Source organism: Actinoplanes awajinensis subsp. mycoplanecinus (genome assembly GCF_001509495.1).
Taxonomy (GTDB): Bacteria; Actinomycetota; Actinomycetes; order Mycobacteriales; family Micromonosporaceae; genus Actinoplanes; species Actinoplanes palleronii.
This window is the reverse complement of sequence record NZ_LLZH01000276.1, coordinates 69,396-90,448: the sequence shown is the minus strand read 5'-3', so window position 1 is coordinate 90,448 and position 21,053 is coordinate 69,396. Positions and strand designations below refer to the sequence as shown.

Below are 21,053 nucleotides of genomic sequence, written 5' to 3'. Positions count from 1 at the left end.
GCCGCGGAATCCGTTTCCGGTGCCAGCTATCCGGGCACAGCGATCTCTCGTGGAGAGCGGGCGGCTGATAGCGGGGCGGTACCGGCTGCGGGAGCGGCTCGGGCACGGCGGCATGTCGGTGGTCTGGCGCGCCGACGATGACGTGCTGGGCCGGCAGGTGGCGCTCAAGGTGCTCTCGGCAGCGCTCGCCGGCGATCCGGAGCTGCGGCGGCAGATCCGCGCCGAGGCCAGGGCGGCCGCCGGGCTGCGGCACGCCAACGTGGTGGCCGTTTTCGACTACGGCGAGTTCACCGACGCGGGGCGGACCCTTTCGTACGTCGTGATGGAACTCGTCGAAGGCCGCTCCCTGGCCGACATGCTGACCGCCGCCGAGCTGCCGTGGCGGCTGGCGGTGCTGATCGGCGCCCAGGTGGGTGCCGCGCTCGCCGCGGCGCACAGCGCCGGGATCGTGCACCGCGATGTCAAACCGGCGAACGTCATGGTGACGACGACCGGCGTGAAGCTCGTCGACTTCGGTATCTCGGCGCCCGTCGGTGAGCTCGACGGCCGCGACGGTCAGCTGCTCGGCACGCCCGCCTATCTGGCGCCGGAACGGCTCAAAGGGGCGCCGGTGCGCCCGGCCACCGACGTCTACGCCCTCGGTCTGCTGCTCTACCGCGCGCTGTCCGGGCGGATGCCGTGGAACGCGCCGACCGTCACGCAGATGCTCAAAGCCCATGTGTACGCGAGCCCGGCGCCGATGCCGGCCGTGCCCGGGCTGCCCGGCGAGGTCAGCCGGCTGGTGACGCGCTGCCTGGCGAAGAACCCCGGCGAGCGGCCGTCCGCGACCGAGGTGGCTGAGGTGCTCGGCGAGATCGCCGGCCTGCCCCCGTCGACGCTGCTGCGCACGGCGTCCGAGCCGACCGTCGCCCTGTCCTGGACCGGCGTTCGCCGTGACCGCCGAACCGTGGCCGTGGCCGGGGTGGCGGTGGCGCTGCTGACGGTGGGCGGCACCTGGTGGGCGCTGGCCGATCCGGCGGTGAGCCCGCCGGCGGCCGCCTGCACCACCGCTACCTGCCCGGCCACCACGCCGTCATCAGCATCGTCATCAGCCTCGGCACCGCCGGTCACCGCGCGGCAGCCGGGCCCGGGCACCGGCGCGGTGTCCGCCCCGATACCGGTGGGAGTGCCACCCGCGGGGCTTCCGGCAGTGATCCGGGATGCCGCGACCGCGCCGGCGATGACACCGTCCGTGCCCGGCCCGGCGGCACCGAAGACCGCCAAGCCGAAGAAGCCGAAGCCGGTGAAGTCCAAGAAGAAGTGAGCCGCTACCTCGGCCGCAGCCCGGGGAGGCATTGACGAAAGAACGTTAGTTAACGTTACTAACAGAATGTCTCCCATCAATGTCTGGCGGGCTCTGCTCGCCGGTGCCCTCGCTGTCGGTGCCGCGGCGGTCGCGCTGCCCGCCCACGCGGCCGGGGCCGCGCTGAGCGCCACCTTCGTGCAGACCTCCACCTGGAACTCCGGCTACGGCGCCGACTACGCCGTCACCAACACCGGTGACGTGGCGAGCTCCGGGTGGGCCGTCGACTTCGACCTGCCGGCCGGCACGACCGTGACCAGCTCGTGGAGCTCGGTGCGCACCACCACCGGCAACCACTACCGCTTCACGAACGTGGCCTGGAACGGCGCCATCGCGCCCGGCGCCACGGTGCGGTTCGGCTTCAACGTCGCCAACCTCGGCGTACCGGCGAACTGCCTGGTCAACGGCGCACCCTGCGCCGGCGGCAGCACGCCGACCACGCCGCCCGTGACGACGCCGCCCACCAGCACACCGCCCACCAGCACACCGCCCACGACCACGCCGCCGACCGGTTCGATCGTCGATGTCAGCACGGCCGTGCAGCTCACCGCGGCGCTGGCCGCCGCGCGGCCCGGCCAGACGATCCGGATGGCTCCCGGCACCTACAACGGCGCGTTCCTCGCCCGCACGCCCGGCACGGCGACCGCGCCCATCACGCTGACCGGTCCGGTCACGGCCGTCCTGACAAATCCAGAATCCTCGGGTACGAATCCGGGCTGCTCGGTCCCGGCCGCCGGCTTCGATCCCGGGTACGGGGTCTGGCTCTACGAGGCCGCGTACTGGAAACTCAGCGGTTTCACCGTCGCCGGCGCGGCCAAGGGCATCATGATCGACGCCTCGCCGCACGTCACCGTCGACGGCGTGTACGTTCACGACATCGGTGACGAGGGAGTGCACTTCCGGCGCTCCTCCGCCGACGGCGTGATCCAGAACTCCCGGATCGAGCGCACCGGCACCGGCCAGCCGCAGTACGGCGAGGGCATCTACCTCGGCTCGGCCACCTCGAACTGGTCCTGCTACGGCAACACCGGCGGCATCGACGCCTCGGACCGGGTGCAGGTCCTGAGCAATGTGGTCGGCCCGAACGTGGCCGCCGAGCACGTGGACGTCAAAGAGGGCACGGTCGCGGGCCTGATCCGCGGCAACACCTGGAACGGCACCGGCATCGCCGGGCAGAACTCGGCCGACTCCTGGCTGGACGTCAAGGGCAGCAACTACGTGATCGCCGACAACACCGGCACGTTCAGCTCCCCGGGCGTGTTCGCCAACGGATACGAGACGCACAATCCGACTGCGGGCTCCGGGTGCGGCAACATCTTCCGTGGCAACCGCAGCGACCTGGGCGGTGCCGGCGCCTGGGCGATCAACGTGACCTCCACGTCCAAGTGCGCCGGCAACCTCAACGTCGTGTACGCCTCGAACACCGTCACGAACGCCACGAGTGGCCTCACCAACATCGCCGTCACCCCGGGGCAGTAGGCGTACGGGCGGTTCGTAGTGCCGCCTGACCAGCGGTTCTACGAATCTGCCTGGCAACTGCGCGAAGGTCAACCTATGGTGGTCGGATGCCAACGGTGGGTTCATCCACGCGGGCCGTCACCACGGTGACGGCCATGCGTGCTGCCCACCGGCCGGTTGCCGGCGTCGCCGGTGCCCACGCTCTCCGGAGCCCGGCACCCACCGACCGAGGCCCCCCGGTTGATCCTGTTCCACGATCGACCGCCAGGGCGAAGCTTCTCAGCTTCGGCCTTTTTTGTTTCCCGGACCACCTGTGAAAGGCACCTTCATGGACAACCCTGCTGAGCCCACCCGCCCGAAGCCGGCCACGGCCGTCGCCGTCGACCTCGGCAGCGGAACCACCGGCGTGTGGACGAGTCACCGCGGCGTCGTCAGCGGCTCCAGCGACCGCAACCTGGTGCACCGCGGCCGGATCGTCGACGTCGACGGCTGCACCGCGCTGCTCAAGCGGATCGTTCAGCAGTATCCGCAGCCGGTGCCCGCCGCCGACATGGTCGTCGCCTGCCGGCCGGTGCTGTCCACCGACGCTGACGAGGCGCTGATGCGCCGCGTTCTCGACGAGGTGTTCACGCCCCGGCGCATCCTGTTCGTCGACTCCGTCCGGGCCGCCGCGATCGGTGCCGGTGCGACCGCCGGCAGCCTGCTGATCGCCGACGTCGGCACACAGCTCACCGAGACCGCCCTGCTCGAGAACGGCCGGGTCGTCGAAGCCCGCCGCGCCGAGCTCGGGACCCGGGACCTCGGCAGCGGCACCACGGTGGGCCTGCTCGGCGACGTGGTCGCCCGGCACGTCGACCAGCTCAGAGCTGCCTGTCCGGACGCCGATCTGGCCGCGGCCACCGCGCGCGGGCTCCTGCTGGTCGGCGACGGCGCGCTGCATCCCGACCTGCCCGCGGCGCTGGCCGCCGAGTTGGGGATGCGCGTGCACGTGGCTGCCGCGCCGCGCCAGGCCGCACTCACCGGCGCGGGCTTGGCCGTGTCGTCCGCTCTGCGCCACCCCGCCCTGTCCGGGCGTGTGCTCCGTCCGTACAAAAAATAGGTTTTGATCGAAGATTGAGTTTTTTTAGAACGGGCTGGGCGGGAAGAGGTCGTGCCCAGCCCACGGATCGACCGGTTCCTGGTATCCGGACGGTGCCGGGACCGGCGCGGGTTGTGCCGCCACGGGCTCGGCGGGAACGGCCGCGGTGAGGACGGTCGGCTCGACGGCGACCGGCGGTGCGAGCATCGTGGGCTCCTCCGGGGCGGGTTTCGCCAGCAGGTTCGCCGCGGCGGTGCGTTCCTGGTTGAGCCGGGCGCGTGCGGACTCGAACACCGGGCCGGTCAGCCCGGCCAGCGGCTCGTCCTGCCACAGGCGAAACGCCTGGTGCACCTCACCGGTCGCCTCCTGCAGGTTGCCCGTCTGGTGCGCGTCGCGCGCGCGGGCCAGCGAGGCGCGAAAGACGCTGGCGTCCACGGCCGAGGTCCCGGCGCTCAGCATGTAACCGTCCGGGGTCAGCGCGAGCAGTGACGTCCGGTCCGGGTCGAGGGCCCGGCGCAGCCCGCCCACGTAGCGCTGCACGATGTCGACGGCGTTCTCCGGCGGATCGTCGTCCCAGAGCGTGTGGATGATCTTGTTGATCGGGACCGGGGAACGGGCGTGCAGCAGCAGGACGGCGAGGACCGCCCGCTGGTTGAGCGAGCCGATGTCGACGGGTTCGTCGTGGCGATAGGCGCGAACCTGGCCGAGGATCTCGAACCGCAGCGCCTGAGTGGCCGAGTTGTCGGTCATTCGGCGATTCCTCCAGCAGCAGCGGTCCCGGCGGCGGTCACACCGCGATCGGCAGTCGCATCATAACGGCGTTGCTGCTGGTGGGCCACGAGCGCCAGCCATCAGGGGGAAGGCGCCTCCTGGTGTCGTGGTGGCTGTCAGGATCGGGAGATGGATGACTTCCAGGAAGCTGCGGCAGCCGGCAAGGATGCGGGGCTCAGAGCGCTGGAAGCGTGGCTGCTCGCGGAGGACGCCTACGGGCGTGGCGGAGTGCCTGGCGAGGTGCTCACCTATCTTCAGGATCGCGTCGGTGATCTGCTGGGGCCGCGGGCGACGTTCGCGGCCCAGGAGTTCCTGGAGAAGTACGCCGGCGAGGGTCCGGCCGGGCTGGCCCGGGACCGGTCAGCGCTGACCGAGCTGCTCACGGTGATCGAGGGGAAGAGGCGGCCGGGCTTCGAGTTCGAGTGGCGCGCGTTCCCGCCGGACGGTGCGGACGAGCGGCCGGAGACGCTGCTGGTCATGGCGGAATACAGCGCCGACGAGCCGGTGTGGGAACGGCCTCGGGGCAGCGGGTCGCTGGTGTCGCTGACGGAGCTCGGTGTCTCGGAGTCGCTGAGGCAGCGGCTGCGAGCCTGGAACGAGACGTTCGAGCGGCACGGGGCCAGCCGTAAGCCCTGGGCGAGCAAGGAGTGGGCTGCCGAGGGTTTGGCCTTGGCACATGAGCTGCAGCGGGAGTTGCCGGATGTGGCGGTCCGCTATTTCCACACCGACGACGATCGCCCGCTGCGGGAGTGGTGAGGAACCGGCGGCATGCGCCAGGCTTCGCGGCCGGCCGTGTGCTGTTCGCTGCCACCCGGAGATCGAAGCGGCGCTCCTCTACTCTCAGGTCGCCTGCGCCTTTCGGCGCTCGGGCCACACCCGGACAGGAGACAGCACGAATGAGAGTTGCCGGACTACGGTACGGCCTGGTTGCTCTGGCAGCTGGAGTGCTCGTGGTCAGCGCCGGGTGCGGCTACGCGTCGCCGAGGGACAAGGCTCGCGACGCTGCCGTCGCGGCGGCTCGCCAGCGCCTGGACGGCTTCCGCGCAGGTTTCGACGTCAGGTTGCGTCAGGCCGCCGACGAGAAGTGGGCCGAGCAGAAGCTCCGCGATGAGTTCGGGCCCGACCCGCGGGACAACGGTACGGATCTATCCGTGATCGCGGTCACGGTGGACGGACGTCGGGTCACCGCGCGGTTCGGTGTGAACGGCCGGGGAGCCGGTGGTGGTGGCGGCACGTACGAGGAGTTCTCCTGGGTGACGTGCGCGTCCATTGCCGGAGTGGCGGCTCCGGAGCCGGCGTCGCAGGTCGATACGATCCCGTGCCCCGAGGGTTTCCCGCCGTCGGACATGTGGGGTGCAGCGGACGCGATCGGCCCCCTGCCGGCGGATTAGGTCGGCGGGACGGTGTGCTCGCCGGTCACACCGGGTGGCCCACGGGCGCCGGGTTGTCGTAGGTCGCGGTGTCACCGGCGATCTGCTGGACGGTCCGTACGAAGGTGGCCACGGCGGCGAGGCGTGACCGGGCCGGCCAGGCGACCGTCAGGGTGGCCGGCTCCAGGCCTTCCACTGGACGGTAGGCGATACCGGGCCGGTCGAAGCGTTCGGCGAGCCAGACCGGGAGGAACCAGACAGCGGCGCCCACCTCGATCAGGCTGAAGATCTGTGAGTGGTCCAACGGCTCGTGGTGATCGAAGGGTGGCGTCGGAAGGCCCTTCTCGGCGGGCGTGCCGTAGGGGAGAAGCCGACCGGTCAAGTCGACCAGCCGCAGACCGGTTCTCGCCGCCAGCGGGTCCGACGCGGCCATAGCCACCAGGCGCGGCCCGGTGACCAGTGGCTCGCTGTCGATCCCGCGCTCGTCGAACGGCGTCGTCAGCAGCGCCACGTCGGCACGTCCGTCATGCAGAGCCGCCAGTTGCTCGCCGTATCCGCCCAGCAACAGTTCCACCGGCAGGACGTCGTAGGCGTCAAGGATCCTCGGGAGCAGTCCAGCGTCGTGGTCGGCTTTGAGCGCCAGCCGCAACGCGGGCACCTCTTGTCCGGCGTGGCGGGTCCGGTTCCCGGCCGTGGCCACGGCATCCAGGGCGATCCGGGCCTCATCCAGCAGGACCTGACCGGCTGGGGTGAGAGCGACCCGGCGGCTGGTCCGGACCAGCAACTGCACGCCGAGATGCCGTTCGAGATCGCGGATCGCGCGAGACAGCGGCGGCTGGGCCATGCCGAGCCGGTGCGCGGCCCGCCCGAAATGCTGTTCCTCGGCCACCGCCACGAAGTATCGGAGCTGCCGCGTCTCCAGATGATCCATATCAGCAGGGTATCGGTCGATAGGCAGGTCGCCCTTCCCCCGCGGCAGCAACCGTCGTTGACTGGATGCCGGTCCCGCCGCGATGCGGGTCTACCTCTGGATCGACAACACCAGGAGCCAGCACGTGAACGAATCCCTGAACGGCAAGGTCGTCATCGTCACCGGAGCATCGTCCGGCATCGGTACAGCGACGGCGCGGCTCCTTCACGAGGCCGGTGCACTCCCGGTCCTGGCCGCGCGCCGCGCCGACCGGCTCGAGGTGCTGAGCAAGGAACTCGACGGGGCGCTCGCCGTCCCCACCGACGTCACCGTCCCGGAACAGGTCAGGGCGCTCGTGCAGGCCACGATCGACCGGTTCGGGCGGGTGGACGGCCTGGTCAACAACGCCGGGGCGGGCGCCGGGTCCACGATCGACGGCACGACACCGGAGGCGTTCCTGGCCTTGTTGAACCTGAACGTGGTGGGCGTCGTGACCAGCATTCAGGCGGTGCTGCCGCACATGCGGGCGGCCGGCCACGGGCGCATCGTCAACATCAGTTCGGGCGCCACCGGGATGCCGATGGCGGGCAATGCCATCTACCCGGCGACCAAGACGGCAGTGAACTGGCTCAGCCAGGTGGGCCGCATGGAACTGGCAGGCGACAACATCCAGGTCACGCTCCTGCTGCCGTCGCTCACCGACACCGAGTTCTACCCCGCGGGCAGCCTCCCAGCCGGGCTGGTCGCGCATTCCCCCGAATACGTCGGCCGGGTGATCCTGCGAGCCCTGCGCACCGGCGAGGAACGGATCGACATCCCGCACGGCCCGGAGCAACCGGACTTTCCCCTGGCTGGCTGAGCGGCGACCCTGCGGTCAGAAGCGATGGCTACGACCGGACCGGACGGACGAGGTCCACGAGGCTCTCCCACTGCTGCTTGGTGATTTCGTAACGGACGCCGCCGTGTTCGGCGCCCTCGACCATCAGCATGTCGGGCGGGGTTTCGAGGGTGCCCGTCATGGTCATCCCAACCTTTGCCATCACCTTGCGGGAACCGTCGTTCTTCACCATCGTGTCGGCCCAGACCCTGCGCACGCCGAGCTCGGTGAACCCCCTGGCCAGCAAGGCCCTCGAACCCTCGGTGGCATAACCCTTGCCCCACGCCGCCTGGCGCAGCCGGTAGCCGAGTTCGGCCTCGTCCAGCGGGCCGTCCCGGTCGGGACGCAGGTGGAACCAGCCGATGAAGGCGCCGCTCGCCTTCTCGTGCGCCGCGAACAGCCCGAAGGCGCCGCCCGACCGCTCGTAGCCGGCGATGATGTTGCGCATGCCGCGCTCGCGGTAGTGCTCCGGGGGAGTCGCCTCGCCGCCGGTGAGGTAGCGCATGACCGCCGGGTCGCTGTCCAGCTCGATCAACAGGTCCGCGTCGTCCAGGGTGAAGTGCCGCAGGGTCAGGCGCTCGGTGTCCAGGTAGGCATGCACGAGCGCATCCTGGTCCATGCCGGCGGGAGAAGACCACCGCTTTTCCGGCCATGGGTACGACCAGGGCGTTGAACTCGCCCCTCCCGCGCGGCGTGTACCACAGTGAACGGTCGGGGGAGAGGGGAGTTCCGGTGCAGCTGCAGGTTGATGTCGAGGCGTTGCACGGTGCCGGGCAGGACGTGACAGCCGCGGCCGCCACGTTGCGGGCGACGCTCACGACGGCCGGCTCCGGTCTGGCGCCCGCGCCGCGGCCTGACCACAGCGGCGACGACGTACCGGGCCACGGACCAGGCGAGTGCTGACGGGCTGCGCGGCAGCGGGCCGGGGGCGACCCGGTGAGTGGCCTGACCCTGCCGGATCTGCTCGAGTTCGACGCCGGGCCGTGGCACTCCGCGGCCGATGGCTGGAGCCGGGTGGCCCGGGGTCTCGACACCGCGGCGGACCAGCTGATCACGGGCACTCGTGATCTCGGTGCGGTGTGGCCGGACGGCACAGGATCCACTGCCGCGCAGCAGAAGGCGGCCACGCTGCGGGCCGAGCTGGACAACACCTATCCGCCGGCGAAGCGCTTGGCCGATGCTTTCGACCAGCATGCGTACGCCATGAAGGGTCTGCGAAGCCAAGCGGAGGGCATCGTCGCGTCGGCACGGGCGGCCGGCTACACCGTGGACACGACGGCTGGCACGATCACCGCGCCCGCGTCAGCCTACCTGGGCGGCAACCTGGACCGGACCGGCCGGGAGACCGGCGCGCTGCTCAACGATCTGCGCTCGGTCGTGGAGTACGCGCGGGCGCAGGACGACGCGACGGCCGCCACCATCAACGGCAACGTCCCGTCGCCGCAGACCGGGTTCGGGGCCAGCCCGCCCGGCGCGACCGCCCGGGCCGGGGAACTGGCGAGAAAGCTGATGGACCCGACCTACCAGCCCACCCCGGCCGAGCTCGACGAGCTGCGGAAACTGGTCACGCTCTACGGACGGGACAGAATTTTCGCGTACGACCTCCTCACCGCCCTGGGCCCCCGGGGCCTGCTGCAGCTCTCCGGCACGCTGGCGACCTACCAGCTCGACCACCCGGGCGTCGACGCCGACGACGTACTGTTCAGCAACGACACCGCCGCCATGGTGCGGGACCTGCAGAACGGTCTCGGGCTGACGCTGGCCACCGCGACCCAGGAGACCGGTACGACGACCGGGCTGCGCGGCGAGACCTACCTTCCGGGTGACCATGAGCTGCCCAGTCAGTGGACCACCGACCTGATGGCCGCCGGGCGCAGCCCGATGGACATCGGCGACCCGGCCAGCCCGGCGCGGTACGCGGAGGACGTCTACGGCTACCAGCTGCTGAGCCCGCTGCTGCACAACGGCGACTTCGACGCCGGGTTCCTGAGCAGCATCGGCGGGGACATGGTCGACTTCGAGATGGCGCAGGGGGAGAACAGTGCGCTGTGGACCGGGGCGCGCGGGGAGAATCTTCGCCTGGACTGGACCCAGGGCCACGACGACAACACCGTGCCGGCCGGCATCGACCCGATGAACGGCCTGATGGACGCGCTGTCGCGCAACGGCGACGCGACCCGGGACCTGCTCACCGGCACCACCGAGTTCACCGCCGACGGTCCCGCCGGCGGGCGGCTGCCCCGGCTCGACTACCTGCTCACCGACCGCAACTGGGACGCGACCGCGGACGTCCCCGGCGGGCCGGGCTGGACGACCGAACTGATGCAGCACGGCGGCGACTACCACAACGGCGCCCTCGACGACTTCGGCACCGCTCTGGAACACGCCACCACCGACCAGCCCGGGCCGCAGGCCCGGCACATCGTCGAGTCGATCATCCACGAGAGCAACGTCGACGAACAGGCCATGGGATACCCGAACGGCACGCCGCCGGGCCACGGCACGACCGGCGACTTCGCGAAGACCGACGTGATCAACCCGCAGCTGCGCCAGCCCCTGGCGAACGTCACGTCGGCGTACATCTTCGACGTGAACCTCAACATCGCCGATTCGCACGGCGCCATTCCCGGCCAGACCCTCGACGTCGACCGCAACCACCTGGTGCGCTACCTGGCCGACCTCGGCAAGGACCCGGGCGCGCACGACACCATCGCCAAGGCCGAGGCCGCGTACGCCACCGGCAGCTACGACAGCATCCTGTCCGGCCGGCAGAACCCGCACGACGACATCAACGGTCACCTGCGCGCCATGGAGAACGTCTCGCACAACTACGGCAGCGTGCTGGGTGCTCTCGACCACGGGGCGGCCCAGGCCGGTCACACGACCAGCGCCGCGCAGGACGCGGCCTACAACCAGCACGTCGAGGACCGGTACAAGGTCGCCGGCCGCCTGGTCGACGAGGTGATGGGCAAGGTGACCGCGCGGATCCCGGTGCCGGTCGTCGGTGACCTGGCCGGCGAGTACGTCACCGACCTGATGGCGCAGGCCGAGGAACAGGCCAAGGTCGACAACCACGGCCTGGCCACCTACGAGGTCGGCGCCGCGCTCGGTGCCGGCCGCAGCACCGCGGTCAGCCTCAGCGAACAGGCCCTCTACAGCAGCGGCAGACTCGAGGACCTGCCGAGCACACTTGTCGAGAACGGGGACCCGAAACCGGTGAGCGGATGGAACGAGGCGGACTATCAGGCCTGGCAGCAGTACAAGGCCGGCCACGGCCAGAGCACGGTCGGCAACGCCGCCGCCAACGCCGGTGATTCCTATCAGAACGGCTACGAGTGGGCAGGAGATGTTCTCGGATGAGAAGTGCCAGGGGCGCGTTGTGCACCGCAGCGATCGTCGCCGTGATCGTGGGTCTGGGTACTGCGGCGTGCACCGGTGACGATCCGAGCGGAGACCGGGCCGCGCCGTCGTCCAGCAGCGCCGCCGCCCCGTCGCTGACGTTCGACGAGGCGTACCGGAAGCTCCCGATGGACGGGACCGAGGACGTGCCGATCACCTGGGACCTGGCGGGGGTGCCGGACACCGACGAGGTCCTGGCCGCCCGGCGTGGACTCGCGTTCATGTACTGGGAGCGGCAGGCGACCGACTGGACTCAGGTGATCCCGATCGGACGGTTCGTCTTCACCGAGGCGTACTACGAGAAGTTCCTGGCTCCGTTCGCGATGTCCTCGGTGGTCGAGGACCCGCTGATCGGGCCGATCTGGGTCAAGGTGATGGGCGTCGAGCCGGCCGGGGCTGACCAGGCGACGGTCACGTTCTGCACCGATCTGGGCTACTGGCACCACGTCGAGGAGAAGAACTTCACGGTCCGCCAGGACCGGGCAAACCTCGAGTCGTACGTACTGAAAAACGTCGAATCCGGCGACGGCGAGCACCACTGGCTCACCGACCGTCTGATCGACAACGACGGGAGCCGCATGGCGAAGTACGGCCCGGAGTGCACGAAGTGGTCCCAGCACCGGCCCTGAGGATGGCTCAGGATATTTTCCACTCTTGCGAGGGCACGGAGCTCCACACGTCGTCGGCGAGCCGGTCGATGAAGACCGGTCGGATGAAAACGGCGTCGCCGGCGTGTTGCGCGCGAATAACCAAGCCGAATTCAGCGAGAACGGGATCGAGGACATGCGTATATATCAAGCTGAGGTCGTGTATTTCGGTCTGATCCCACGTCCATTGCTCAACGACGGAGCGGGGTCGTCCGGTCAGAGTTGACCCGTTCATCGAGACGCGGGGGCCGGCGAACGCGTCGACGGCGACGCAGACCAGTCGACCTACCGAGAGTGCGTCGGAGTAGTACGCCGTCACGCCTATGCTGCGAAACTCTGCTCCCGTGCGCCCGTTGTCACCCGATGTCTCGTGTGCGAGGGCACCGCCAAGTGCCGCGACGACGTCGCCATGGGTTGCTCCGAACTGGAGCGGGCCGACGTTGATCAAGGGGGTGGCGATCCAGTCCCACGCCCTCCTTCTGAGGGTGACAGGCAAGCTGTGGCACTGGTTTCCTGTGGGTCATCGCTGAAGAGCAGCCTTTTCGTTAGTGCCGAAATATCTGAATCCGCGGCCACCCGACGCCAACGCGGACACCTCAACCCCGCATGACTTCGAAGAGCCGGCATGTGGAGGCCTTCGCTGGGGCGCGGGGATTACGAGAATTTAGTTCGCCTAACCGTTGGGTGATGCTGGTAGGGGCACGCCGCCGGTCGTCCACCGTCGGTGGACCGCGACGTCCACCATGGGTGGACCCGCCGAGTAGCGTCGACTCGAATGGACCTCTAGCGTTTGGAGGGTAGTGACCGATGGCATTCGACGATTCAGCGGATCAGTCGAATGCGAAGACCCTCCGTGCTCAATTCCGGCAAGTGAGCAGAGCGTCTCGGTCTCCACCTTTACCGCCTTCACGATGGAGTTGGTCATGAGTCCGCGCCGCCAAATTCCCAGCAGAAGAAAAGCGAATCGCCGCCGAGGCATGCCACTGGCCCGACGTATCGACCGGCACTGCTGCGGTATGGCCACGGAATACGCTCTGATAATCAAGTGCCACGAGCGGCTTCATCGGCGCCAGCGCTTGCTCACCATCGCTGCCGCCAGTGGGGGAATTCTCAACCTCGTACAACAAGCCATCACCCTTTTCGCGAGTTAGGACGCAAAGAAATGACCGAACGAAGAGGTGCTGCTGAGAACGCGGACGAACCGGAAACCCTCCGCTCAGGCATATCCTGCTTGGCTTGGCTCTGGCCCCACACGGTGGGAGGTGCCCGGTTCGAGGCCCGGCGAGCGGTCGCGAACCTGACGCACGGCCTGCGGAGAAGTAGTCCGGCCTCGTTCTCCGGCGAACCGACGGCGGACGAAGTACTCGTCTTCCTGGAGGCCGCGCACAACTTCGAGAAGGCGGTGAACGACATGCTGAGGGAGATCGCCACCGAAGCCCGCCGCAGGGGAGCGACGTGGGCCGAGATCGGTGAGCGGGTCGGCGGGCGTGGCAAGACAGCGGCCCAGAAACGGTTCGGGTCTGGCTTGGACGAGATGTCGCAGCTCCTGCTCACCGTGGAGGGGACATCGCTGAACCTGGCGATGAGCATCCTGCTCGACGCCCTTCCGGAAGGCGTTCCGCGGCCGCTGAGCCAAGAGGACTGGGATGCGGCGCCTCCCGAGGTCGCTGTGCCCCATGCCGTTCGCAACATGCCGTCGGCGCTCGAGCACCTGAACTCGGCAATCGAAGGCTCGAGCATCGACGTCAAGGCTCTTCATGCCGGACTCGAGGCGCTTCGCCGCTCCGCCAACATCCTGCTGTCCCCCGAAGCGCTGACGGCCGTCGAATCATGCTTGCCGATTGACCGGGAACCGTGGCGCGACGAGAATCCCACGACGTATTTCGTCCATGCCGCCTGCCTGGCGTTTTCGTCGTTCGTCTGTTTCAGTAAATTCGTCAAAAGTGCCGAGATGGGCCTCGGGGAGAAGGAACGAGAAGATCATTACGTAATGGGGCTGATCTACTTGCAGGAGGCGATCACAGCGACCGTGCGACCGGAATGTGTTGCTGTCATGAACTCCCTGGATGAACGTGCCAGTGAAGGTGGGCACGCTGTCTACCGGAAGAAATTTCCTGATATTGATCCGAGCTATCTGCAGAGCGGTATCGAAGCCTACTGGCGCGGTGACCGCAAGGAGTTGGAGCGGTTGGACCAACTGGTGCGCGAACAGATGCGCCGCGGGAATCGGCGGAGCGAGGGATCGAAGCGGGACGAGTAGCAATCCCATTCCTGCGAGTGCCGCCGTCGATCCATGCCTCATGTAACAGGCGACCCTGGCGAGCAGTCTCCGAGTAGAGGGCGCGGCCCAGCGGGTTGGCGCCCACCATGTCGAGGCGGTTGTTTATCACGTACGCCGCCATCCCAAGCATGCCCTCGACGATGCGCGCCACGCTCGGGCGTACCGCCGGGCGGGCCGCACGCTGCCCGGCCCGCGCCCGGGGCTGCCCGTTCGGCGACGGGCGGGAACCGTTGCATGGCTCGTGACTGCACGCCGTGCTCGCCGGACGTACACAAATGGTGGTGGCCTTGGCGGGAAGCGGCCGTGAGTGTCGGCATGGTTGTGCATGACCTGCTTCTCGGCGATGTGCCGGAGTGCTGGCACATCGCCGATCGGCGGTGGGTTACAGGTTGTTGATGCGGGCCAGCAGTTCCGCCTCGGTCAGGTTTTCCAGGACCGCGTCCTGCTTGCGGCCCAGGACCGTCAGCAGCTTCTCCTTCTCCAGCTTCTTGGCTGCCGCCGCCTTCGCCGCCTGGTCCTCCGCGATGCGGATGGCGATGACGTGCTTGACGACCTCCAGCTTGGTCTCCAGGGTCGCCGTGGCCGGGTTGGCCTCGGTGGCCACGAACGACTCGGTGGCGACGGCCTTGAGCTCGGCGTTGACGGCCTTGGCCACGTCGTCGAGGCTGAAGCCGGACTTGGCGGTCAGCGGCAGCTCCCACAGCTGTTCGGTGCTCAGCAGGCCCTTGGTCGACGGGTAGCGGAACTTCTCCCGCGTGGCCTTCTCAAAAATGGTCACGGTGACCTCTCTCGGATGTCGGGGGTAGGGAATCAGAACTGGATGCTGATGAGCCGGCGCCGGCCACCGCTCATGGTCACCTTGGCGACCACCGAGCTGCGGACCGTGGAGCTGAAACCGAGGCCGGACAGCTGGTCGTCGGACGGCTCGCACTTGGTGCGGTCGCCGAGGACCTCGAACACCTTGCGGTGCGGCTGCAGGTCGCGGCGGAGGAACTCGTTGTAGATCCCCCGGGTCGGCTGGTCGTTCACGCACCCTTTCAGCATGAAGAAGTAGTGGCGGTTGCCGACTTCGCTGTCGTCGAAGTAGTTCGGCGAGTACATGAGGGTGGACACCGGCACGAACTGTTCGGTGGTGATGCCCCACAGGTCCTTGCCGGCACTGCCCGCCTGCATGTCCTTGCCCGGCCGGAAATCGGTGATCACCTCGCCGGCGACCGTCATCCGGCCCACCTCGACGGTTTCCTTCTGGCTGACCGCCCGCTCGTAGCTGTAGTGCTCGATCTTCCCGTTGCTCTCGGTCTCGATCACGAAGCCGGCCCGGGCGCTTTCGCGCTTGTTGAACTGGTTCACCGCGATCCGGTACTCGCCGTCGGGGACCTTGCCGGTCCAGGTGACGTTCTCCACCGGCTCGCGGGAGTACGGCCCGCTCGCGTTCATGTCGACGTCCAGTTTGTTGCGCTTCTCCTGGTACCAGATGTGGGTGCCGTCGGGTTCGTACACGTGCAGGTCGAGGTCGTCGTGGTTGAACCAGGACAGGCTCACCCGCAGCTTGCCGGTGACGTTGCCGCCGGCCCGCTTGACCTTCTCCTTGATCGAGTCGGTGAGGTTGCCGTTGTAGGACCAGGCGAAATCGTTGTCCCAGGTGAACAGCCGCGGTGCGTCCGGGTGCCGGCCGGTGGTGAGGCTGACGAAGTGCGGTTCGTGGCTGTTGGCGACCCACAGGTCGATGCTCGCGGCGCCGGGCAGGATGTCCTTCATGAAGGTGAGCACGGGAACCTCCTCCGGCTTCGCGTCACGAAGGCGCGCGCCCGAGGACCTGGTGGTGGCCGCCTGCATGAGCAGTCCTTCGATGCCGTCCTTCATCCGCGACTGGGTGTCGTTGTCGACCCACAGCACGTTGGTGACCGACACGTCGGACAGCCGGGCGAACCGTCGCTGCAGCGACTCCTCGAGGCCCAGCTCGTCGATGGTCTTCATGGCGGCCTTGACCATGGCCGGGGTGATCAACGCGGTGGGGCGCTGGTAGTTCTGCGGCGCGACCTTCGCCTCGAACGACCGGACCGCCTGCTCCAGGTCGACGCCCGCGGAGAGATCCTGGACGAGGGTGCCGATCACCGTGTTGCGGAACCGGGCCGCCGGGTTCATGGCGTTGGCGAACACGAAGGCCCGCGCGTCGGCCGCCTGCGTCCACCCGTTCTGCAGCGACCGGAACTCGGCCACCGCCCGGCCGTGCTCCTCGCCGCGGTAGAGGGCGTTGTCGTCGATGAGGTCGACGACGGTGTCCAGCGCCTGCCGGGTCAGCTCGGTCAGGCCGCGCTGGAACACTTGGACGGTGGCGTCGAAGGTGCCCCGCGCCGCGCCGACGTCCTCGGTGCGGTGCCGCTCGGCCACCTGGCCGTGCAGGTGGTGCCACACCTCGACCTGGCCGTCGCGCAGCGTCCGGGTCGTCTTCGCCCCGTACTGCGCCTCGGTGGACCGGAAAACGCCGGACAACGGCAGCGTGCCGACGAATGCGTCCAGTGCGCCGGCGACGACCGAGAAGACCGGGTCGGCTGCCGACACTCCGGACCAGACGGTGCGGACCTGACCGTCGTGGATCTCGACGACGTTGCCGAAGTTCTTGATGAACCCGCGGCAGGTCGAGCAGTCGTACTCGGACCGCTCGCGGAACCGGGGATTGGTGCCGGCCGGGAAGGATTCGAGAAAGGTGAGCCAGAGCGAATCCCGGTCGAGACTGTCGCCGGCGACGTACAACTCGCCCTTGGCCATCCTGGACAGGCGGGTAGTCACATCCGTTACGAACTGCTGGTAATCGCCCACCGTGTCATCTCCTTGATCACCGAAGATCCTAGGGAACGCCGGCAATCGGAGAAACGTATTTCCGCCCGTCCGCGGGGTTCACGGACGGGCGGCGGTGGCCGGCTATGCGGTCAGTTGCTGGAGGAACTGCGGGACGCCCACCTCGGCCCAGTGCTCGACGATCTGGTCGCCGGCGATGCGGTCGACGGTGGTGCCGGTCAGCGTGGCGGTACGCCCGGCCGACGGCACGCCGAAGAACGGCGCCTTCTGCGTGGCGGTCACCGCCCAGCGGGTGGCGACCCGGTCGGCCTCGGCGACCTGGTCGAGGATCGTGACGCTGACGTCGTCGAACGCTTCCAGGAGCTGTTTCTCGGCGGCCAGCCAGGTCTCGCGGGTGAACTCGTAGCCCGAGGACGGGTGGATGCGCAGCGCGGGGGAGACCCAGCGCGCCCAGGTGGCGTCGAGGTCACCGCTCTCGTAACCGGCCCAGAACTGTCGTACGACGGTCTTCGTGTCCATGATTGTTTCTGCTTTCTTCTGTGGTGGTCAGGAGGGGAAGTCGGTGGTCGCGGCGAGGTGCTCGCCGGCGCGTAGCTCGGTGAGGCGCGTGGTCAGCGCGGTGTGGACGGCCTGGTAGGCGTCGCTGCCGAGGACCAGCCGGCGCGGCGCCGGAGTCGCGCTCGCGGCGTCGATGATCGCTGCGGCGACCCGGGCCGGGTCGCCGGGCGCGGCGCCGGTGAGGTTGCCGCCGGAACCCTCGATGGAGCGGCGGATCTGCCCGACCGGCGTGCCGGCGTAGGCGTCGAGGCCGGGTGCGATGGTCATGGCGGCGCCGAATCCGGTGCGCACGGTGCCGGGCTCGACCATGGTGACGCCGATGCCGAACGGGGCTACCTCACCGATGACCGACTCGAGGAAGCCCTCCAGGCCCCACTTCGCGGCGTGGTAGAGACTGCCGCCGGGTGAGCTGATCTGCGCGCCCATGCTCGAGTTCTGGATGATCCGGCCGCCGCCCTGGGCGCGCAGGTGCGGCAGCACCGCCCGGACCAGGTGGATCGGCCCGGTCATGTTGACCGCGATCTGGTCGGCGACGGTGGCGTCGGTCAGTTCCTCGGCCGCGCCGAACGCGGCCCGCCCGGCGTTCGAGAAGATCACGTCGATCGTGGTCAGCTCGGCGAAGGCGCGGTCGACGACGGTGCGGATCGCCGCCGGGTCGCTGACGTCCAGCGCCGCGGTCCACAGCAGGCCGGGGAACGCCGCGGCCAGGTCGTCGAGCCGGTGCGGGCGCCGGGCGGTCGCCGCGACCCGATCGCCGCGCGCCAGCAGGCGTTCGGTGACCTGCCGGCCGATGCCGTCGGACGCGCCCGTGATGAACCAGGTGGTCATGATCATTCCCTTTCCAGAAATCCAACCGGTTGGTTGGGAACACCGTAGGCGCTGTCCCGCCACAATTACAACCATCCGGTTGGTTTCAATTCCGGCCACGCTTTGCAACCAGGTGGTTGGTTGCTTACTGTGGGTTCTATGCCGTACGACTCCGCCGCCACCCGCGTCCGCCTGCTCGACGCGGCCTACCGGGAGTTCTCCGAGCGTGGTCTGGCCGGCGCCCGCGTCGACCGCATCGCCGCCGCCGCGAAGGCCAACAAGCAGGCCATCTACGCCTACTTCGGCTCCAAGGAAGACCTGTTCGACGCGGTGCTCGGCGACCGGCTGGGTGTGCTCGCCGACGCGGCGCCCTACACCCCCGACGACCTGCCCGGTTATGCGGGCGCGCTGTTCGACGCGCTCAGCGCCGCCCCGGACCTGCTGCGGCTGACCCACTGGCGCGGCCTGGAGCGCAACGACGCCACCCCCGGCGAGATCGCCTCACACCTGGAAAAAGCACAGGCTTTGCGTACGACGATGAGCCTGCCCGACGACCGCACCGCCATCGACATCCTGGAGATCGTCGTGGCGATCAGCACCGCCTGGCACGCCGTACCGGACGGCCTGCGCGCGGTCGGCGGCCTGGACCCGCGGGCGCGCCGGCGAGCCCACCGCGACGTCGTGGTGCGAGCGGTCACCGCCCTGTGCACCGCGGCATCGGCGACCTGACGTGGACAACCGTGCCGAGGCGAAGGCGTTCCTCAGCTCGCGCCGCGCCCGGCTCACCCCCGAGCAGGCCGGCCTGACCAGCTACAACCGCAACCGGCGGGTGCCGGGCCTGCGCCGCAGCGAGGTCGCCGATCTCGCCGGGGTCAGCGTCGAGTACTACGCCCAGCTCGAACGCGGTGACCTCGCCGGCGTCTCGGACAGCGTCCTGGACGCCCTGGCCCGCGCCCTGCACCTCGACGAGGCAGAACAGCAGCACCTCGCTGACCTGGCCCGCGCCGCCGGGCCGGCCACCCGCACCCGGCGCCGGCCGGCCGCACCGCAGATCCGGCCCGGCGTGGCCCGGGTCCTGGAGCTGATGACCGACGTGCCGGCGTTCGTCGGCAACGGCCGCGGCGACGTGCTCGCCGCCAACGCCCTCGCGCAGGCGCTCTACGCGCCGATGTTCGAGGACCCGGCCCGCCCGCCGAACCACGTCCGTTTCGCGTTCCTCGACCCGCAGGCCCGGGACTTCTGGCGCGACTGGGAGCGGATCGCCTCCGACACCGTCGCGATGCTGCGCACTGAGGCTGGCCGCGACCCTTACGACAAGGCGCTCACCGACCTGGTCGGCGAGCTGAGCACCCGCAGCGAGGAGTTCCGCACCCGCTGGGCGGCCCACGACGTACGCCTGCACCGCACCGGGATCAAACAGTTCCACCACCCAGTCGTCGGCGACTTCGACCTGCACTTCGAGAACCTGCACCTGGCCGCGGACCCCGGCCTGACCCTGACCCTGCTCAGCGCCCCGGCCGGCTCGGCCGGTGACGACGCGCTGCGCCTGCTGGCGAGCTGGGCCGCCAGCCGTGACCAGGCACCCGAGCGACGCTGAGTGGTGGGCTGGCGGTACACCCTCCAGCAGTGACTTCTCCGTTGCCCGCGTCAGCGGTTCCCTGGGTACTGCCCGCCGATCAGGCCGGGCCACCCGCAACGACAGGGAAGACCATCGTGAAGAACGCGCACCTCGGCGGCCTGGAAGTCTCCCGCATCGGCCTCGGCGCGATGACCATGGCCGGCGTCTATACCAGCGAAGGCGCCCTCGACCACGCCGAGTCCATCCGTACGATAAATCGTGCTCTTGATCTTGGGGTGACCCACATCGACACGGCGGAGATCTACGGCCCGTTCCTGAGCGAACAGCTCGTCGGCGAAGCGATCAAGGGCCGCCGCGACCAGGTGCGGATCGCCACCAAGTTCGGCATCGTCTCGCACGCGGGCGGCGGGCCCGGGGTGAACGACAGCACCGCCGCCAACATCAGGACCGCGGTCGAGGGGTCGCTCATCCGGCTCGGCACCGATCACATCGACCTGTACTACCAGCACCGGGTCGACCGCACCACCCCGATCGAGGAGACCGCCGGCGCCGTCGCCGAGCTGATCAAGCAGGGCAAGGTGTTGCACTTCGGCCTGTCCGAGGCGTCGCCGGACACCATCCGCCGCGCCCACGCCGTGCAGCCGGTGTCCGCTCTACAGACCGAGTACTCGCTGTGGACCCGCGACGTGGAGGCCGAGATCCTGCCGCTGCTGCGCGAGCTCGGCATCGGCCTCGTGCCGTACTCGCCGCTGGGGCACGGCCTGCTGACCGGGCAGATCCGCTCGGTCGACGACTTCGCCGACGACGACTGGCGCAAGACCAACCCGCGGTTCACCGGCGAGAACTTCCGGCGCAACCTGGCCATCGTCGACGAGGTCACCGCGATCGGCGCGGAGATCGGCGCCACGCCCGCACAGACCGCCCTGGCCTGGCTGCTCACCCGCGGCACCGACATCGCCCCGATCCCCGGCACCCGCCGGGTCGCCCGCGTCGAGGAGAACACCGCGGCCGACACCGTCGAGCTCACCGCCGGTCAACTCGAGCGCCTCGACGCCCTCGAACCCGCCGCCGGCGCCCGCCACGACGAGGCCAACATGGCCGCGATCGACCGCTGACCCCGGTCATCGACGACTACGCCGGCACCGCGGGCGAGCACCGCAAGGGAAAGGAACTGCTG

22 protein-coding genes and 1 pseudogene are annotated in these 21,053 nt (G+C 69.3%); 13 read left to right on the top strand and 10 right to left on the bottom strand.

The genetic code is table 11. The features are described from left to right. Positions 1 to 49 precede the first annotated feature (49 nt). The 3 genes from ADL15_RS26905 (at position 50) to ADL15_RS26895 (ending at position 3,899) form a co-directional block, all read left to right on the top strand. The gene (locus ADL15_RS26905; RefSeq protein WP_067696973.1) at positions 50 to 1,303 is read left to right on the top strand and encodes a serine/threonine-protein kinase; all 1,254 of its coding nucleotides are present in this window, start codon (positions 50 to 52) and stop codon (positions 1,301 to 1,303) included. A gap of 66 nt (positions 1,304 to 1,369) precedes the next feature. After that, the gene (locus tag ADL15_RS26900; protein WP_067696971.1) at positions 1,370 to 2,821 is read left to right on the top strand and encodes a cellulose binding domain-containing protein; all 1,452 of its coding nucleotides are present in this window, start codon (positions 1,370 to 1,372) and stop codon (positions 2,819 to 2,821) included. 307 nt (positions 2,822 to 3,128) lie between these two features. Next, the gene (locus ADL15_RS26895; RefSeq protein WP_157441622.1) at positions 3,129 to 3,899 is read left to right on the top strand and encodes a rod shape-determining protein; all 771 of its coding nucleotides are present in this window, start codon (positions 3,129 to 3,131) and stop codon (positions 3,897 to 3,899) included. 24 nt (positions 3,900 to 3,923) lie between these two features. Here ADL15_RS26895 and ADL15_RS26890 read toward each other — a convergent pair whose 3' ends face one another. Further along, positions 3,924 to 4,628: an AfsR/SARP family transcriptional regulator gene (locus tag ADL15_RS26890; RefSeq protein WP_067696967.1), complete on the bottom strand. Its 705-nt coding sequence runs from the start codon at positions 4,626 to 4,628 to the stop codon at positions 3,924 to 3,926. Positions 4,629 to 4,778: 150 nt separating this feature from the next. Between ADL15_RS26890 and ADL15_RS51765 the strand changes: the two genes are divergently transcribed. Further along, entirely contained in the window at positions 4,779 to 5,405 is a 627-nt protein-coding gene (locus ADL15_RS51765) for a hypothetical protein (protein WP_083971774.1), read from the top strand. Positions 5,406 to 5,545: 140 nt separating this feature from the next. Beyond that, on the top strand, positions 5,546 to 6,040 hold the full coding sequence (locus ADL15_RS26880; protein WP_157441621.1) for a hypothetical protein: 495 nt from the start codon (positions 5,546 to 5,548) through the stop codon (positions 6,038 to 6,040). 25 nt (positions 6,041 to 6,065) lie between these two features. On the opposite strand, the gene ADL15_RS26875 is transcribed toward ADL15_RS26880, so the two are convergent. Then, the gene (locus tag ADL15_RS26875) at positions 6,066 to 6,950 is read right to left on the bottom strand and encodes a LysR family transcriptional regulator (RefSeq protein WP_067696963.1); all 885 of its coding nucleotides are present in this window, start codon (positions 6,948 to 6,950) and stop codon (positions 6,066 to 6,068) included. Positions 6,951 to 7,074: 124 nt separating this feature from the next. Here ADL15_RS26875 and ADL15_RS26870 point away from each other — a divergent pair, with 124 nt between their 5' ends. After that, on the top strand, positions 7,075 to 7,788 hold the full coding sequence (locus tag ADL15_RS26870) for an SDR family NAD(P)-dependent oxidoreductase (protein WP_198171029.1): 714 nt from the start codon (positions 7,075 to 7,077) through the stop codon (positions 7,786 to 7,788). A gap of 28 nt (positions 7,789 to 7,816) precedes the next feature. On the opposite strand, the gene ADL15_RS26865 is transcribed toward ADL15_RS26870, so the two are convergent. Further along, positions 7,817 to 8,407, bottom strand: a complete 591-nt coding sequence (locus ADL15_RS26865; protein WP_157441620.1) for a GNAT family N-acetyltransferase — start codon at positions 8,405 to 8,407, stop codon at positions 7,817 to 7,819. Positions 8,408 to 8,538: 131 nt separating this feature from the next. Between ADL15_RS26865 and ADL15_RS26860 the strand changes: the two genes are divergently transcribed. Genes ADL15_RS26860 through ADL15_RS26850 form a run of 3 tightly spaced genes read left to right on the top strand, consistent with a single transcriptional unit; the run spans position 8,539 to position 11,834 of the window. Further along, positions 8,539 to 8,709 carry a hypothetical protein gene (locus ADL15_RS26860; RefSeq protein ID WP_338025576.1) on the top strand — a complete coding sequence of 57 codons (171 nt, stop codon included), beginning with the start codon at positions 8,539 to 8,541 and terminating at the stop codon, positions 8,707 to 8,709. A 33-nt stretch (positions 8,710 to 8,742) separates the two neighbouring features. Continuing rightward, a complete protein-coding gene (locus ADL15_RS26855; RefSeq protein WP_067696958.1) occupies positions 8,743 to 11,166 on the top strand; it encodes a hypothetical protein in 2,424 nt (807 codons plus the stop codon). Continuing rightward, positions 11,163 to 11,834 carry a hypothetical protein gene (locus ADL15_RS26850; protein WP_232344342.1) on the top strand — a complete coding sequence of 224 codons (672 nt, stop codon included), beginning with the start codon at positions 11,163 to 11,165 and terminating at the stop codon, positions 11,832 to 11,834. Before ADL15_RS26855 ends, ADL15_RS26850 begins: the two co-directional genes overlap by 4 nt. Positions 11,835 to 11,841: 7 nt before the next feature. Here ADL15_RS26850 and ADL15_RS26845 read toward each other — a convergent pair whose 3' ends face one another. Both ADL15_RS26845 and ADL15_RS53265 read right to left on the bottom strand, forming a co-directional pair. Then, entirely contained in the window at positions 11,842 to 12,348 is a 507-nt protein-coding gene (locus ADL15_RS26845; RefSeq protein WP_067696954.1) for a hypothetical protein, read from the bottom strand. Between the two features lie 361 nt (positions 12,349 to 12,709). After that, positions 12,710 to 12,979 (bottom strand): hypothetical protein, encoded by a 270-nt coding sequence (locus ADL15_RS53265; RefSeq protein ID WP_157441619.1) that lies wholly within the window; start codon positions 12,977 to 12,979, stop codon positions 12,710 to 12,712. A gap of 35 nt (positions 12,980 to 13,014) precedes the next feature. Here ADL15_RS53265 and ADL15_RS55650 point away from each other — a divergent pair, with 35 nt between their 5' ends. After that, complete coding sequence (locus tag ADL15_RS55650) at positions 13,015 to 14,112, top strand: hypothetical protein (protein WP_157441618.1); 1,098 nt, start codon at positions 13,015 to 13,017, stop codon at positions 14,110 to 14,112. 73 nt (positions 14,113 to 14,185) lie between these two features. Here the strand turns inward: ADL15_RS55650 and ADL15_RS56540 are convergent. The 5 genes and pseudogenes from ADL15_RS56540 to ADL15_RS26820 form a co-directional block, all read right to left on the bottom strand. After that, a pseudogene (locus ADL15_RS56540) lies at positions 14,186 to 14,284 on the bottom strand (hypothetical protein); the annotation flags it as partial. 231 nt (positions 14,285 to 14,515) lie between these two features. Then, positions 14,516 to 14,911 carry a hypothetical protein gene (locus tag ADL15_RS26835; RefSeq protein ID WP_067696950.1) on the bottom strand — a complete coding sequence of 132 codons (396 nt, stop codon included), beginning with the start codon at positions 14,909 to 14,911 and terminating at the stop codon, positions 14,516 to 14,518. A gap of 32 nt (positions 14,912 to 14,943) precedes the next feature. Continuing rightward, positions 14,944 to 16,953 (bottom strand): YfaP family protein, encoded by a 2,010-nt coding sequence (locus ADL15_RS26830; protein ID WP_067696948.1) that lies wholly within the window; start codon positions 16,951 to 16,953, stop codon positions 14,944 to 14,946. A gap of 102 nt (positions 16,954 to 17,055) precedes the next feature. Beyond that, the gene (locus tag ADL15_RS26825; protein WP_067696946.1) at positions 17,056 to 17,451 is read right to left on the bottom strand and encodes an ester cyclase; all 396 of its coding nucleotides are present in this window, start codon (positions 17,449 to 17,451) and stop codon (positions 17,056 to 17,058) included. A gap of 27 nt (positions 17,452 to 17,478) precedes the next feature. Beyond that, positions 17,479 to 18,318, bottom strand: a complete 840-nt coding sequence (locus ADL15_RS26820) for an SDR family oxidoreductase (RefSeq protein WP_083971781.1) — start codon at positions 18,316 to 18,318, stop codon at positions 17,479 to 17,481. Positions 18,319 to 18,456: 138 nt separating this feature from the next. On the opposite strand from ADL15_RS26820, the gene ADL15_RS26815 reads away from it, so the two are divergent. The 3 genes from ADL15_RS26815 (at position 18,457) to ADL15_RS26805 (ending at position 20,991) form a co-directional block, all read left to right on the top strand. Then, positions 18,457 to 19,026, top strand: coding sequence for a TetR family transcriptional regulator (locus tag ADL15_RS26815; protein WP_067696942.1), 570 nt, complete (start codon positions 18,457 to 18,459; stop codon positions 19,024 to 19,026). A 1-nt stretch (position 19,027) separates the two neighbouring features. After that, a complete protein-coding gene (locus tag ADL15_RS26810; RefSeq protein WP_067696940.1) occupies positions 19,028 to 19,894 on the top strand; it encodes a helix-turn-helix domain-containing protein in 867 nt (288 codons plus the stop codon). A gap of 116 nt (positions 19,895 to 20,010) precedes the next feature. Then, a complete protein-coding gene (locus ADL15_RS26805) occupies positions 20,011 to 20,991 on the top strand; it encodes an aldo/keto reductase (RefSeq protein WP_067696938.1) in 981 nt (326 codons plus the stop codon). Positions 20,992 to 21,053: the final 62 nt, after the last annotated feature.

Excerpts from the sequence above, each read along its gene's own strand:
- ADL15_RS51765 (WP_083971774.1), top strand. The coding sequence starts at position 4,779 with ATGGATGACTTCCAGGAAGCTGCGGCAGCCGGCAAGGATGCGGGGCTC.
- ADL15_RS26900 (WP_067696971.1), top strand. The coding sequence starts at position 1,370 with ATGTCTCCCATCAATGTCTGGCGGGCTCTGCTCGCCGGTGCCCTCGCT.
- ADL15_RS26815 (WP_067696942.1), top strand. The coding sequence starts at position 18,457 with ATGCCGTACGACTCCGCCGCCACCCGCGTCCGCCTGCTCGACGCGGCC.
- ADL15_RS26890 (WP_067696967.1), bottom strand. The coding sequence starts at position 4,628 with ATGACCGACAACTCGGCCACTCAGGCGCTGCGGTTCGAGATCCTCGGC.
- ADL15_RS26875 (WP_067696963.1), bottom strand. The coding sequence starts at position 6,950 with ATGGATCATCTGGAGACGCGGCAGCTCCGATACTTCGTGGCGGTGGCC.
- ADL15_RS26820 (WP_083971781.1), bottom strand. The coding sequence starts at position 18,318 with ATGACCACCTGGTTCATCACGGGCGCGTCCGACGGCATCGGCCGGCAG.
- ADL15_RS26825 (WP_067696946.1), bottom strand. The coding sequence starts at position 17,451 with ATGGACACGAAGACCGTCGTACGACAGTTCTGGGCCGGTTACGAGAGC.
- ADL15_RS55650 (WP_157441618.1), top strand. The coding sequence starts at position 13,015 with ATGACCGAACGAAGAGGTGCTGCTGAGAACGCGGACGAACCGGAAACC.
- ADL15_RS26850 (WP_232344342.1), top strand. The coding sequence starts at position 11,163 with ATGAGAAGTGCCAGGGGCGCGTTGTGCACCGCAGCGATCGTCGCCGTG.
- ADL15_RS26880 (WP_157441621.1), top strand. The coding sequence starts at position 5,546 with ATGAGAGTTGCCGGACTACGGTACGGCCTGGTTGCTCTGGCAGCTGGA.
- ADL15_RS26895 (WP_157441622.1), top strand. The coding sequence starts at position 3,129 with ATGGACAACCCTGCTGAGCCCACCCGCCCGAAGCCGGCCACGGCCGTC.